Origin of the sequence: Pseudoduganella sp. LjRoot289, from assembly GCF_964252925.1 — a bacterium.
In the GTDB taxonomy this organism is placed as follows: domain Bacteria; phylum Pseudomonadota; class Gammaproteobacteria; order Burkholderiales; family Burkholderiaceae_D; genus Rugamonas.
The window spans coordinates 4,121,421-4,133,583 of the sequence record NZ_CAXUPN020000001.1 but is presented as its reverse complement, the minus strand read 5'-3'; the positions used below and the strand labels follow the sequence as shown (position 1 = coordinate 4,133,583).

At 63.9% G+C, this 12,163-nt stretch carries 13 protein-coding genes; 7 read left to right on the top strand and 6 right to left on the bottom strand.

What is annotated here, in order from left to right; all coding sequences use genetic code 11:
- Window positions 1–244: 244 nt before the first annotated feature.
- Window positions 245–1,267, bottom strand: a complete 1,023-nt coding sequence (locus ACSQ8Y_RS17660) for a CDP-6-deoxy-delta-3,4-glucoseen reductase (RefSeq protein ID WP_436267739.1) — start codon at window positions 1,265–1,267, stop codon at window positions 245–247.
- Window positions 1,268–1,279: 12 nt separating this feature from the next.
- Between ACSQ8Y_RS17660 and ACSQ8Y_RS17655 the strand changes: the two genes are divergently transcribed.
- From ACSQ8Y_RS17655 to ACSQ8Y_RS17645, 3 genes are all read left to right on the top strand, one after another.
- The gene (locus ACSQ8Y_RS17655; RefSeq protein WP_436267738.1) at window positions 1,280–2,188 is read left to right on the top strand and encodes an SDR family oxidoreductase; all 909 of its coding nucleotides are present in this window, start codon (window positions 1,280–1,282) and stop codon (window positions 2,186–2,188) included.
- A gap of 30 nt (window positions 2,189–2,218) precedes the next feature.
- The gene (locus ACSQ8Y_RS17650; protein ID WP_436267737.1) at window positions 2,219–2,482 is read left to right on the top strand and encodes a hypothetical protein; all 264 of its coding nucleotides are present in this window, start codon (window positions 2,219–2,221) and stop codon (window positions 2,480–2,482) included.
- 250 nt (window positions 2,483–2,732) lie between these two features.
- Window positions 2,733–2,975, top strand: a complete 243-nt coding sequence (locus tag ACSQ8Y_RS17645) for a hypothetical protein (RefSeq protein WP_056403290.1) — start codon at window positions 2,733–2,735, stop codon at window positions 2,973–2,975.
- A 78-nt stretch (window positions 2,976–3,053) separates the two neighbouring features.
- Here ACSQ8Y_RS17645 and ACSQ8Y_RS17640 read toward each other — a convergent pair whose 3' ends face one another.
- The 4 genes from ACSQ8Y_RS17640 to ACSQ8Y_RS17625 all read right to left on the bottom strand — a co-directional run bounded on the left by ACSQ8Y_RS17640 (window position 3,054) and on the right by ACSQ8Y_RS17625 (window position 8,783).
- The gene (locus tag ACSQ8Y_RS17640) at window positions 3,054–3,857 is read right to left on the bottom strand and encodes a hypothetical protein (protein ID WP_436267736.1); all 804 of its coding nucleotides are present in this window, start codon (window positions 3,855–3,857) and stop codon (window positions 3,054–3,056) included.
- 223 nt (window positions 3,858–4,080) lie between these two features.
- On the bottom strand, window positions 4,081–4,917 hold the full coding sequence (locus ACSQ8Y_RS17635) for a hypothetical protein (RefSeq protein ID WP_436267735.1): 837 nt from the start codon (window positions 4,915–4,917) through the stop codon (window positions 4,081–4,083).
- Between the two features lie 122 nt (window positions 4,918–5,039).
- The gene (locus ACSQ8Y_RS17630; RefSeq protein WP_436267734.1) at window positions 5,040–6,788 is read right to left on the bottom strand and encodes a CHASE domain-containing protein; all 1,749 of its coding nucleotides are present in this window, start codon (window positions 6,786–6,788) and stop codon (window positions 5,040–5,042) included.
- Between the two features lie 222 nt (window positions 6,789–7,010).
- Complete coding sequence (locus tag ACSQ8Y_RS17625) at window positions 7,011–8,783, bottom strand: glutamine--tRNA ligase/YqeY domain fusion protein (RefSeq protein WP_436267733.1); 1,773 nt, start codon at window positions 8,781–8,783, stop codon at window positions 7,011–7,013.
- A 143-nt stretch (window positions 8,784–8,926) separates the two neighbouring features.
- Here ACSQ8Y_RS17625 and ACSQ8Y_RS17620 point away from each other — a divergent pair, with 143 nt between their 5' ends.
- From ACSQ8Y_RS17620 to ACSQ8Y_RS17605, 4 genes are read left to right on the top strand one after another with little or no spacing between them, the layout of a single operon-like run.
- Window positions 8,927–9,220 carry a DnaJ domain-containing protein gene (locus ACSQ8Y_RS17620; RefSeq protein WP_436267732.1) on the top strand — a complete coding sequence of 98 codons (294 nt, stop codon included), beginning with the start codon at window positions 8,927–8,929 and terminating at the stop codon, window positions 9,218–9,220.
- A 32-nt stretch (window positions 9,221–9,252) separates the two neighbouring features.
- Window positions 9,253–9,765, top strand: coding sequence for a hypothetical protein (locus ACSQ8Y_RS17615; protein WP_436267731.1), 513 nt, complete (start codon window positions 9,253–9,255; stop codon window positions 9,763–9,765).
- Window positions 9,765–10,541 carry a hypothetical protein gene (locus ACSQ8Y_RS17610; protein ID WP_436267730.1) on the top strand — a complete coding sequence of 259 codons (777 nt, stop codon included), beginning with the start codon at window positions 9,765–9,767 and terminating at the stop codon, window positions 10,539–10,541. The genes ACSQ8Y_RS17615 and ACSQ8Y_RS17610 overlap by 1 nt, the downstream gene beginning before the upstream one ends.
- Window positions 10,541–11,413, top strand: coding sequence for a hypothetical protein (locus ACSQ8Y_RS17605; protein ID WP_436267729.1), 873 nt, complete (start codon window positions 10,541–10,543; stop codon window positions 11,411–11,413). Before ACSQ8Y_RS17610 ends, ACSQ8Y_RS17605 begins: the two co-directional genes overlap by 1 nt.
- On the opposite strand, the gene ACSQ8Y_RS17600 is transcribed toward ACSQ8Y_RS17605, so the two are convergent.
- The gene (locus ACSQ8Y_RS17600) at window positions 11,404–12,138 is read right to left on the bottom strand and encodes a hypothetical protein (protein WP_436267728.1); all 735 of its coding nucleotides are present in this window, start codon (window positions 12,136–12,138) and stop codon (window positions 11,404–11,406) included. The genes ACSQ8Y_RS17605 and ACSQ8Y_RS17600 overlap by 10 nt on opposite strands.
- Window positions 12,139–12,163: the final 25 nt, after the last annotated feature.

Genomic DNA, 12,163 nt, shown 5'->3' with positions numbered 1-12,163 from the left:
CGGGGACCCATACTGAGCCGGCCTGGCCGCGCGGCATGGATCCCCGCGTGCACGGGGATGACGCAGCTACGTCAGCCATGGCGATGTCACCACCGCCGGGCTTCCCGCGTGCGCGGGACGACACGGCTATGCCGGCCATGGCGAGGCCACCACCATAGGCTCCCCGCGTGCGCGGGGATGGGGCTACTCCGCCAGCCGCGCCATCTGGATAGGTAATTGGCTCCCCGCATGTGCGGGGATGGCACTAGTTGGCCAGGTCGGCCTCGGTGGTGAAGGCGTCGGCGTAGAACTCGTCTTCGGGCAGGCGGCACAGGGCCACGAAGTCGCGCTTGGCGGTCTCGACCATGATAGGCGCGCCGCAGGAGTAGACCTGGTAGCCGGACATGTCGGGCAGGTCGGCCATCACGGCCTGGTGCACGAAGCCGGTGCGGCCGCTCCAGTTATCTTGCGCTTCGGCGTTCGACACCACCGGTACGTAGTTGAAGTTGGGCAGCTTGGCAGCCCATTCGCGGCACAGTGCGTCCATGTACAGGTCTTGCGGGCGGCGGCCGCCCCAGTACAAGGTCATCGCGCGCGTGGAGCCGATCTGCACCAGGTGCTCGACGATGGCTTTGATCGGCGCGAAACCGGTACCGGAGGCCAGCAGCACCATGGGCTTGTCGCTGTCGTCGCGCACGAAGAAAGTGCCCAGCGGACCTTCGAAGCGCAGGATGTCGCGCTCCTTCATCGTCGTGAACACCTGGTCGGTGAACAGGCCGCCGGGCATGTGGCGGATGTGCAGCGTGATCGGACCGTTGTCCGGCGCGGTGGCCATGCTGTAGCTGCGGCGCTTGCCGTCGCGCAGCAGGAATTCGATATACTGGCCGGCGCGGTATTGCAGGTTTTCATTGGCGGGCAGCTGCAGCGAGATCACCACCACGTCCGGCGCCACTTTCTCGATGCTGGCCACGCGCGACGGCATCTTCTTGATCGGATAGTCGCCGCTGCCGGCCACTTCGCGCGCCTCGATCACCAGGTCGGCGTGCGGCGTGGCGCAGCAGAACAGCGACATGCCGGCCGCTTCCTCTTCCGGCGTCAACGCGCGCGACTGGTGCGCCTTGTGCGTCACGTTGCCGGAAATGACCTTGCCCTTGCACGAGCTGCAGGCGCCGTTCTTGCAGCCGTACGGCAGCCCGACGCCGGCGCGCATCGCTGCTGCCAGGACGGTTTCGTCTTCGTCGCAGCTGAATTGGTGGCCGCTGGGCTGAACAGTAATCTGGAAAGTCATACAATCCTTGAAATGAAAAACTTAAACACTCATAAAATTTGCCGGCCGCGCTTGCTGATCCTGGGCTGCGGCGATATCGGCATGCGCTTGCTGCCGCTGCTGCGCGATCAATTCCGCATCTTCGCCGTCACCAGCCAAGCGGAACGCCGCGCCGAACTGCGCGCCGCCGGCGCCGTGCCGCTGCTGGCCGACCTCGACCATCCCGCCAGCCTGCGCCGCCTGGCCGGCCTGGCGCAATACGTGGTGCACCTGGCGCCGCCGCCCGCCGAGGGTTTGCTGGACAGCCGTACCCGCAATCTGACCGCCATTTTACCTGAGCGCGGACGCGTCGTTTACATCAGCACCACCGGCGTTTATGGCGATTGCGGCGGTGCGTGGTTCGATGAAAGCCGTCCGGTGGCGCCGCACAACGCCCGCGCGCGGCGCCGGGTGGACGCGGAACAGGTGCTGCGCAGCTGGGCGGTGCGCAGCGGCGCCACCTTGTCCATCCTGCGCGTGCCCGGCATCTACGCGGCGGACCGCCTGCCGACCAGGCGCTTGCAACTGGGCACGCCTGCGCTGCGCGAGCAGGACGACGTGTACACCAACCACATCCACGCCGACGACCTGGCCCGCATCATTGCGCGCGCGCTGTTCCGGGGCAGGGCCAACCGGGTCTACCACGCGGTCGACGACAGCGACATGAAAATGGCCGATTATTTCGACGCCGTGGCCGACGCGTTCGCCTTGCCGCGCCCGCCGCGCCTGCCGCGCGCGGAACTGGCGGCGGTGGTCACGCCGGCCCTGCTGTCCTTCATGTCCGAGTCGCGCCGCATGCGCAACATGCGTTTGAAAGGCGAGCTGGGCATTCGTTTACGCTATGCACGAGTCGTGGTTTGCCTACAACAGCTGAAAGGCCTCTGTAAGGAAAGCGGAGCATAATATAAAGACAAGAGTTTGGCAGGAGACGTCATGCAATCGATTTCGCATCCCAGCAAGGAACAAGTTCGCGCTTATATGATGCAGCGCCACCATGCCAGGCTGCCGCCGCCATCGCCCGATGAAATCCGCCGCCAGCTCGGCTGGGATAGCCAAAGTTACAACGGCGAAACCGGCTCCCTGGTGTTCCCTTCCCCCCGCTTTGCCCTGTTCCTGCCCGGCAGCATGGCGCAACTCAGCGCCCTGATGACCGTGGAGTGGCTGTTCATGGCCGCAGGATTCAGCCGTTCGTATTGACTATGTCTTATTGGAAAAGCACGTTTAACATTTCCTAACACATCGAGTGGCGATAGAATCTCTCAAATTCTCACAAAAATCGCTCCAGATTGGCCTTTGGGCAATAAAAACGTGTATCATACGGTCTAGATGCTATAAAACATAGCAAACGCCCTATGTGAACTGGTGTCATTCATGCACTTTTCCGGTAAATATTTTGTCAATGTGTCGTTTTTTTTCCAAGAAGACGACCCGAACCTGAACGAATCCGATGACGTCTCTTAAAGAAATTACTGCTTCGGCAACTTACAATCCGAACCGAGTCCTGGATGCAATTATTGAAAAATTGCAACTCAAGAACGATGCGGCGCTGTCGCGCGCGCTTGAGGTGGCTCCACCCGTGATCAGCAAGATCCGCCATAACACCCTGCCTATTGGCGCCACGATCCTGATCCGTATGCATGAAATCAGCGATTTCAGCATCCGTGAACTGCGCGAGATGATGGCTGCCTAAACAGCTGCCGCCACAATGCAATGGCCCCCGCCTGGTGACAGGCGGGGGCCATTTATACGTCTAAGGCTGGGTGGCGCTTCAGGCGACGCTGTCCAGGCGCGGACGTTCGGAGTACATGGCCGCCAGTGGCACGGTGGCGCCCGAATAGGCCGTTTTTTGCGCCTGCGAGGGCGGTACGCCGGAGTAGGCTACCGCGCTAGCGCCGGAGTAGGCGGTTTTGGCCCGCTGCGGCGGCACGCCGGAATAGGCTACCGAAGTGGCGCCGGAATAAGCGGTTTTCGCCTGCTGCGGTGCTGCGCCCGAATACGCTACCGTGGCGGCGCCGGAATAGGCCGTTTTCGCCTGCTGCGGCGGCATGCCGGAATAGGCTACCGAGGTGGCGCCGGAATAAGCGGTTTTCGTTTGCTGCGGCGGCACGCCGGAATACGCTACCGTGGCGGCGCCCGAGTAAGCAGTGGCGGCCTGCTGTGGCGGCACGCCCGAATAGGCGGCTGCGGCGCGGTGGTAGTCTTCGCCGAAAGTCGCTTCGTACAGCTCCTTCATGCGTTCGCCCACCCGGTGGTGCGCTTCCACGTCCTCCTCGCCGCGCAGGCCGATGTAGGGGAAATGGTGCAGGAAATAGCCGAACACGGCTTGGCAGTCGACCGCGTACTTCATGGTGTCGAGGATATGGTAGTGCCAGAAGGTGTCGACGTCGAACAGCGGTGCGGTCTGCTCCTGCGGGAAGGTCTTCATCAGGTACAGGAAGCGGCGATACTCGAATTCCACGGCATTGGCTTTTTGCAGGGACCAGCCTTCTCCCGACTCTTCGTGCATCAGTTTTACTTTGATAGGTTCCAGATCAAGGTCGGCAATGGCTTGGAAGCTTTCGGCTGAAATCATGAGTGACATCCCTTTTGCAGAGTGAAAAACTAAAATTGGACGATATGCGGTGGCACGCGGTTCGGGGCCGGAGAGGCAAGCGTGTGATCGTTCGGAGTTGGGAACGATTATTGATGCGGATCAACAGTTCCCAGTATAGGCAAGCCCATCGTTTATGCAAGTGATGATTTCAAACGGAACAGGGGCCAGGCGGCCCCCGCAACACTATCAAAATGCAAGTTAATCAGGCGTTTGCGCTCAGGCGCGGACGCGCGCTGTAGAAGTCGGCGGCGGAGTCCCTGGCGCCGGCGGCAACACCGGAGAAGGCGGTCTGGCTGGCCACGCCGGAGAACGCCGATTTCGCCGAGACACCTGAAAAGGCCGTCTTGGCCGCCACGCCCGAGACGGCGGTTTGCCCGGCGGCACCCGAGAACGCGGCTTGCGCGGCCACGCCGGAGAACGCGGTCTTGGCGGCGACGCCGGAGAAGGCAGTCTTCGAGGCCGGGCCGGACAAGGCGGTCTGTGAGGCCGCGCCGGAGAAGGCGGCTTGCGGCAAAATGCCCGAGAATGCGGCCTTTGCGGCAACCCCGGAGAAGGCGGCCTTGGCGGCAACCCCGGAGAAGGCTGCCTTTGCGGCAACTCCGGAGAAGGCTGCCTTGGCGGCCACGCCCGAGAAGGCCGCCAGCTTGGCGGCGCCGCGCACATAGTCTTCGCCGAAGGTGGTCTCGTACAGTTCCTTCATCCGCTCGCCAACGCGGCGGTGGGCTTCCTCGTCCGCCTCGCCGCGCAGGCCGATATACGGAAAGTGGTGCAGGAAATAGCCGAACACGGCTTCGCAGTCGGCCGCGTACTTCAGCGTATCGAGGATGTGGTAGTGCCAGAACGTGTCGACATCGACCAGCGGCGCGGTCTGTTCGTGCGGATATTTCTTCATCAGGATCAGGAAACGCCGGTATTCAAACTCGGTGGCGTTGGCGCGTTCCAGGCTCCAGCCTTCCCCGGATTCCTCGTGCATCAGCTTGACTTTGATCGGTTCCAGATCCAGTTCCGCAATGGCCTTGAAGTCGTCGTTCGATTTCATGTGATCGTTCCTTTCTGTTGTGGAAGGGGTGCTACAGAAACGATTTTTGCCCAGGTGGAAGTAGTTGCTATTGATATTCGTCAACTTCAGATCGGGAAATTCCTAATGGCAACAGGATTGTCCTAAACGGTTTCCAGGCGGTGCGGGAAGGAGGGGGCTTGGAGTTCGAGCGGCACGGAGACCATGATGGTGGTGCCTGCGTTGGGTGCGCCGCTGATGGTGCAGGCGCCGCCGAGGATGCTGATGCGTTCTTCGATGCCGACCAGGCCGAAGGAGCCAAACTTGTTGCGGCTGCGGGCGTGCATGCCGACGCCGTTATCCGAGATGCTCATGCTGAGAATGCCGTCCTGCTGCCGCAGTTCGACCCGCACCAGGCTGGCGTGGGCATGCTGGAGGATGTTGCTGAGCGATTCCTGCAGGATGCGGAAAAAGGCGATCGCGCACTTGTCGTCGATGGCCAGCTCGAGGTCGGCACCGTCTTCGTTCAGCTCGCAGACAATGCCGGATCTCTGTCGGAACTGTCCTATCTGCCATTCGACCGCCGCGCTCAGTCCCAGGTCCAGCACATTGGGCCGTAAATCGTTGATGATCTGGCGCACGCTTTTGATGGTGTTGTCGATCTGCGCCAGCGTGCAGCGCGCCCGTTCGTGCAGGCGCGGGTGGCGGTGGCTGGTGCGGGTGGTCAGCACGTCGGCTTCGATGCGCAGCGCCAGCAGGTTCTGGCCCAGGTCGTCGTGGATCTCGCGCGCGATGCGCTTGCGTTCCTCTTCCTTGATCTGGTCGGCATGCGCTGCCAGGCGGCGCAGCTTGTGGTGCGACAACTGCAGCTTGGCCTGGCTTTCGCGCAATTCGCGCGTCATGGCCTTGGCCATGCGGATGGCGCGCAGGCGCGACGAGGACAGCGTGTGGAACAGCGCGTAGATCAGCATGCTGCCAATGAAGCCGGTCAGCAGCGCCAGCCACGGCAGGAAGGCATCCACCCGCGAGTACAGCGAGCTCATCGGTGCGGTGAAGCGGGCCTGCCACTGGCGGCCGTTGAAGTCGATCGGCAGCACGAAGGAGATGATGTCCTCGCTGCCCAGGGTGGCGGTCTCGTGCTCCATGCTGTCGTACAGCAGGGCGCCGCCGTTGGGCGCACCCGCTTCGCTCACGTCGCGCAAGGTCAGGCGCGCATGGCGCACCGGGATCTCGGCCAGCGCTTCGCTCACCAGGCGGTGCACGCTGAAGCCGATGCCCACCGAGCCCAGGTAGGCCGCGCGCCGCTGCGCGACCGTGAACAGCGGCCGGTCCGGCCGGTACACCGGCAGCCGCATGCCCAGCGCGGGGCGGTTGGGCGTGGTGTCGAAGCCGATCGGCAGGCCCGACGCGCTCAGCATGCCGGTGTCGCGCGACAGCGCCAGCGCGTCGGCCACCGCCGGGCGGGCCGCGATGTCGACGCCGAACTTGCCCTCCAGTCCGGCCAGCGGTTCGATCAGGGAAATGATGGCGGCGTCGCCCTGCGCCGCGGCGGGCCTGAGCACCAGTTCGGGATAGCCGTCGATGCCCGGCCGGGCCGTGTCGCGCACGTGCTGCTCGAACGCGGCGCGCTGTTCGAGCGGCACGTTCTGCGCGAAATTGATGCTGACGATGGCGGGGAAGTTGTTCGCCAGGTCCAGGCCGCCCACGTAGCGGTGGAAGTTTTCGCGGGTGATGCTGTCGACCGACTGGAAGAAGCTGGCCGTGCCGCGCAGCACGTCGGTATAGGCCTTGATGCCGTTGGCGATATTAAACTGGCTGTTGCGCGCCTGGTTGCGGAAGCGCTCGCTTGCTTCGGTCTGCAGCGAATTCGACGTGACCACGTGCAGCATCACCCCGACGCCAAGCGACAGCAACAGTCCTGTCCACCACAAGGGCTTGGTCGGAGAGAACAACTTTTTTGGTGCTAGGAGCGCGCGCATGACGGCAATATTGCCCGGACAGAAAGTTATTTAAATATATAGATCGTCAATTGATTCCGTCAAGTATCTTTTCCTGCATTTATTCGGCTTGTTGTTGCATTGCAGCGAAAAAAACCGCCCGAAGGCGGTTCGGCCGAACAGGTATTACGTTGGTCTTTATTTTGCGGACCAGCTGTCTTTCAATGTCACGATGCGGTTGAATACCGGTTTGCCCGGCCGCGAATCGACGCGGTCGGCCACGAAATAGCCGTGGCGCTCGAACTGGTAGCGCTGATCGGCCACGGCCGCCGTCATGCCCGGCTCCAGGTAGGCGGTGACGGTTTCCAGCGCGTTCGGATTCAGCGCGGCCATGAAATCCTTGCCGCCGGCGTCCGGCTGCGGGTCGGTGAACAGGCGGTCGTACAGGCGCACTTCAGCCTCGAGCGCGGTGGCGGCCGATACCCAGTGGATATTGCCCTTGACCTTGTAGGTGTCCGAACCCGGTGTGCCCGATTTGCTGTCCTCGAAGTATTTTACGCGCACGGCGCTCACTTTGCCGTTCTCGTCCTTGTCATAGCCGGTGCACTCGGTCACGAAGCCGTGGCGCAGGCGCACGCGGGCGCCCGGCTGGTCGCCCACCGGCGGATAGTAGCGGAAATAGCCCTTGCTCGGCGCTTCCATGAAATCCTCCTCCTCGATCCACAGCTCGCGCGTGAACGGGAAGGTGCGCACGCCCATCTCCGGGTGGTGCGGATGGACCGGCGAGGTGCAGTCCTCGCTCTGGCCCGCCGGATAGTTTTCGATGATCAGCTTGAGCGGGCGCAGCACGGCGGTGGCGCGCGGCGCCTTCGGGTCCAGGTCTTCGCGCAGGCAGCCTTCCAGCGTGCTCATGTCGATCCAGCCGTCCGACTTGGTCACGCCGATGCGCTCGCAGAACAGCTGGATCGCTTCCGGCGTGTAGCCGCGCCGGCGCAGGCCGACAATGGTGGGCATGCGCGGGTCGTCCCAGCCGGCCACGACCTTGTCGTCCACCAGCTGGCGCAGCTTGCGCTTGGAGGTGATCACATAGGTCAGGTTCAGGCGCGAGAATTCATACTGTTTCGGCACCGGCATGGTGAAGAAGCCGCCGGCCGACAGGGTTTCCAGCAGCCAGTCGTAGAACGGGCGGTGGTCCTGGAATTCCAGCGTGCAGATCGAGTGCGTGATGTTTTCCAGCGCGTCCGAAATCGGGTGCGTGTAGTCGTACATCGGGTAGATGCACCAGGCGTCGCCGGTGCGCACGTGGTGTTCGTGCCGGATCCGGTAAATCGCCGGGTCGCGCAGATTCATGTTCGGCGAGGACATCGCGTCCTCGCTGATCTTGGCGCGCAGGATGTGCTCGCCATTGGCGTACTTGCCCGCTTTCATGTCGCGGAACAGTTGCAGCGACTCCTCGCGCGGACGGTCGCGGAACGGCGAATTCCTGCCCGGGGTGTTGAAATTGCCCCGGTTGGCCGCCATGTCGTCGGCGCTCTGGCTGTCGACGTAGGCGTAGCCGGCCGTGATCAGGTATTCGGCCATCGCGTACAGCTGGTCGAAATAGTCGCTGGCGTGGTGCAGATGGTGCTCGACGCCGGACGGGCCCTGCCAGTCCCAGGAAAAGCCGAGCCACTGCACGCTGTCCTTGATGGTGTCGACGTATTCCTGCTCTTCCTTCTCCGGATTGGTGTCGTCGAAGCGCAGGTGGCAGCGGCCGTTGTAGTCGCGCGCCAGGCCGAAGTTCAGGCAGATCGACTTGGCATGCCCGACGTGCAGATAGCCGTTCGGCTCGGGCGGGAAGCGGGTGATGACGGCGGGCATGCCCTCGCGGGCGTGGGTGCCGGCGGCCAGGTCGGATTCAACGATGGCACGCAGAAAGTTCGACGGCAGGGCCGGCGCGGCAGGTGCGGTATTTTTTTTGTCGTTGCTCATGTAAAGGCAAGGGAAAAGGGACGGTAATGACTGCTAATTCCGGGCATTTTACCGTACCGGCGCGGCCGGGCGGGACGGCGAACGCTTTTCTATAGGATAATTCGTCTTTACATCACGGCATACGACCCCAACGGAGTTTCCAAGTGGAAAATTTATACAACGTGCTGGGTGTGGCGCCTAACGCCTCTGACGAGGAAATCAAGAAGATCTACCGCTCGCTGGCCATGCGCTACCACCCGGACCGCAATGCGGCGCCGGGCGCCGAGGTGCGCTTCAAGGCCATCACCAAGGCCTATGAGATCCTGTCGGACCCGGTCAAGCGCGAAGAATACAACCAGAGCGTGAACCACCGCATCATCATCGATCCGGAAGCCGAAGCCTACCAGCTGTGGCGTTCCGTGTTCGGCCTGCACGGCGTGACCCTGCCGGCAGAGTAAAAGTAGTCAGTAATACCAGAAAAGAGAACGCAATGAGAAAAGTACACCCCGAATTCGCCTATCAGTCGCGTGAACTGGAAGGCCAGATCGACGGCATCCTGGGCGACCCGCCGGACCGCAAGAATTACCAGATGATGGTCGACGCGCTGAGGTCGGAATACGCCAGCGGCGCCGGCATCGAAGACGTGAACATGATGGCGTTCGCGCTGGTGGACGTGATCAAGTTCGACAACCCGAAAGCGGTGCTGGCCGAAGCCCAGGACTACGAGGACGGCGACCCGGCGCGCGTGTTCGCGCTGGCCACCTGTCCGGAAGGCGAAGCGGCCAACATGCTGGCCGCCATCGAAGAGAATTTCCCCGGGATAGGCCGCCAGGCCATCATCACCGCCTGCCTGCACAAGCACCCGCGCCTGTGGGACGAGGACGATACCTCGCTCGAGCAGCTGTCGGCCGGCGATGACGGCGACGACGAGGACGACTACGACGAGGCCGGCGAGGCCACCGACGACTTCGCGCAAATGTTCGACCAGGAAGGAGACCGCTAATGTCCGATGCAAATCTGCCCGCCCTTAGTAAACAAGTCACCGAGCTGGTGCTGTCCGGCTCGCTCGGCCATGCCGAGCAGGCTTTCGCCGAGGCAGCCGACCAGTTCGGCGACTACGCCGTGGTGGAAGTGCTCAGCACCATCCCGCCGCAAGTGACGGCGCTGCACCTGGCCGGTTTCGACGGCGGCAAGATGTCGCTGGCGACCTTGCTGGTGCCGCCCAAGGCCTGGGCCGACAGCCTGGCCTTCTTCGCCGCGACCTTCCAGGACGACCTGATCGAGGACGACCCGGAGCGCCTGGCCGAGCAACTGTTCGCCCACATCCACGGCGTGGTGTTCTCGACCGAGGACGAAGCGCGCCGCGCCGAGCTGCTCAGCGCGGCCTCGGCCACCGACCACGGCTGCACCGCCTTCGCCGTGCTGTTCTCGATGGCGCCCAAGGAAATCCTGGAAGTGGCCGGCGAGATCATCTCGAAAGGCCCTTATGTGAGCGGCCTGACCTCGTCCGACAACGACGTGGTGCCGCTGGCCGTGGCCTTGGCGCAAGCCAGCGAAGACGGCTGGGACCGCTCGCTGTTCGAGCTGTTCCCGGACTTCCGCCACAGCGCCGACCTGGCCGACGCCGAATTCTCCGACGACCCGGACGACGAACCGAAGTTCCTGCAGCGCAGCACCAAGGAACTGCTGTACCGCCTGCGCAAGCAGGTGCCGAGCACCCGCAGCGCGCCGAAAGCGGCCAGCAGCCGCCGCAGCCTGGGCACGGGGATCTTCTCCTGATGCTGCCGGCTTTAGTCAAGGAAAGCCTGCCGCGCCTGGTGCGCGCCATCAAGCTGCTGCCGGGCGACGAGCGCCCGGATGCGGCCGTCATCCTGGCCGACGAGCTGACCGGCATTACCGCCATGGTGGCCGAGAAGTTCACCAACGACCGCACCGCCGACGGCATCGCGCGCGCGCTGCTGCTGGCCGTGGGCGGCGTGTCGCTGGGCTTGGAACAGGTGGTGGGCGCCGACAGCGACGAGGCGGCGCTGGATTTCCTGATCGAGAACGGCGCCGAGGCGGCCTTCCAGGCCGGCTTCCGCCAGATCAAGGACTTGTCGGCCATGCCGGAGGATTCCCTGGTGGGCGAATACGACCAGGACCCGGTCTACACCCAGCGCCGCCTGCGCGACCTGTTCGTCGACATCTGCCTGGCCGATCCGAACCAGAACTGGAACGGCCACCAGCGCTACCAGGTGCTGCTCAAGCAGCGCAAGGAAGTGCAGGCCATCGTGCGCCTGGCGGGCTGGCTGCGGCGCCACCACGACAACGGCCCCATCAGCGACACCGACCTGAACGCCGAAGGCGTGATCGCGCTGGCCATCATCTTCGCCGTCGAGGGAGGCGGGCGCATCGTCGCGCGCGCCGGCCAGAAGGAGTTCGAGCGCTTCGTCAAGGCGGTGCGCAAGAACAAGCCCGACTACGAAGCCGGCTGGGCCGAGCTGGTGGCCAAGGTGCCGGTGCAGCACCACCCGGTGCTGCTGGACCGCATAGCCGTCTACCGCGGCAACTGCAAGGTGCTGCAGCACATCCCCGGCCGCACGGCCATGAAGACCTTGTTCGCCGAGCTGGAAAGCTACGCCGGCTCCGAGCTGGAAGCGGACTACGGCTGAGCGCGCGGCGGCTTGGCGACAGCCGGACTGACAGTGCCACGCCGGTCTTCGGGCGGGCAGTTGGTGATCCGGTAGCTATAGCTCTTCTGCAGGCTGGGATCCGGCATCGAAATGCAGACCGTGCCGCCACGGGTCGTCATCTTGTAGACCCGCACGCGGTCGGACAGCGTGGAGATTTCCTGGATGGTCGCCGGATCCATCCGTTTGCGTGCCACCGCCGCACTGAAGGCGTCATCAAGTTTCCCTTGCAGCGCAGCGCCGCCGCCAGCCAGCCGGGCAGCCGTGCCGCCGCGCAGGTCGCGGTCCACCGCGCCCGCGCCATAGCCTGACTTGAGCAGCTGTTGCGCCGCGCCGGCAGGGATGGGCGGTACGCCGGCCGCGAAGACGTCCTCCTCCGGCCGCTGAGGCTGCGCCGTTGCTTGGGCTGCAGGCGGCTCCAGCGAGGGCGGCACCGAGGGGGTGACCGACGGTGTGACCGACGGTGTGACCGAGTATGCCGCGGACGGGCTTGAGGCTGGCGTTGCCGCTTGCGGCGCCGCCGCAGCGCGCAGCGCGCGCAGCACCGGCAAGCCGGATTGTGTTTGCTGCGCTTGGCGCACCGGCTGCATAAGGGCGGGCAGCAGCCATTGTATGGCGTTGCCGTCGGCCTGCGTTCGGGCTGGCCGGTGTTGCGGCGACAGCAGTGCAAACAGCAGCGCCAGATGCAGCGCAACGGTCAGCAGCATAGCCGTTGGGGTTCCCCGTGGATGT

Coding starts and splice junctions, on each gene's coding strand:
- ACSQ8Y_RS17660 (WP_436267739.1), bottom strand. CDS start 1,267: ATGACTTTCCAGATTACTGTTCAGCCCAGCGGCCACCAATTCAGCTGC.
- ACSQ8Y_RS17655 (WP_436267738.1), top strand. CDS start 1,280: ATGAAAAACTTAAACACTCATAAAATTTGCCGGCCGCGCTTGCTGATC.
- ACSQ8Y_RS17650 (WP_436267737.1), top strand. CDS start 2,219: ATGCAATCGATTTCGCATCCCAGCAAGGAACAAGTTCGCGCTTATATG.
- ACSQ8Y_RS17645 (WP_056403290.1), top strand. CDS start 2,733: ATGACGTCTCTTAAAGAAATTACTGCTTCGGCAACTTACAATCCGAAC.
- ACSQ8Y_RS17640 (WP_436267736.1), bottom strand. CDS start 3,857: ATGATTTCAGCCGAAAGCTTCCAAGCCATTGCCGACCTTGATCTGGAA.
- ACSQ8Y_RS17635 (WP_436267735.1), bottom strand. CDS start 4,917: ATGAAATCGAACGACGACTTCAAGGCCATTGCGGAACTGGATCTGGAA.
- ACSQ8Y_RS17625 (WP_436267733.1), bottom strand. CDS start 8,783: ATGAGCAACGACAAAAAAAATACCGCACCTGCCGCGCCGGCCCTGCCG.
- ACSQ8Y_RS17615 (WP_436267731.1), top strand. CDS start 9,253: ATGAGAAAAGTACACCCCGAATTCGCCTATCAGTCGCGTGAACTGGAA.
- ACSQ8Y_RS17610 (WP_436267730.1), top strand. CDS start 9,765: ATGTCCGATGCAAATCTGCCCGCCCTTAGTAAACAAGTCACCGAGCTG.
- ACSQ8Y_RS17605 (WP_436267729.1), top strand. CDS start 10,541: ATGCTGCCGGCTTTAGTCAAGGAAAGCCTGCCGCGCCTGGTGCGCGCC.
- ACSQ8Y_RS17600 (WP_436267728.1), bottom strand. CDS start 12,138: ATGCTGCTGACCGTTGCGCTGCATCTGGCGCTGCTGTTTGCACTGCTG.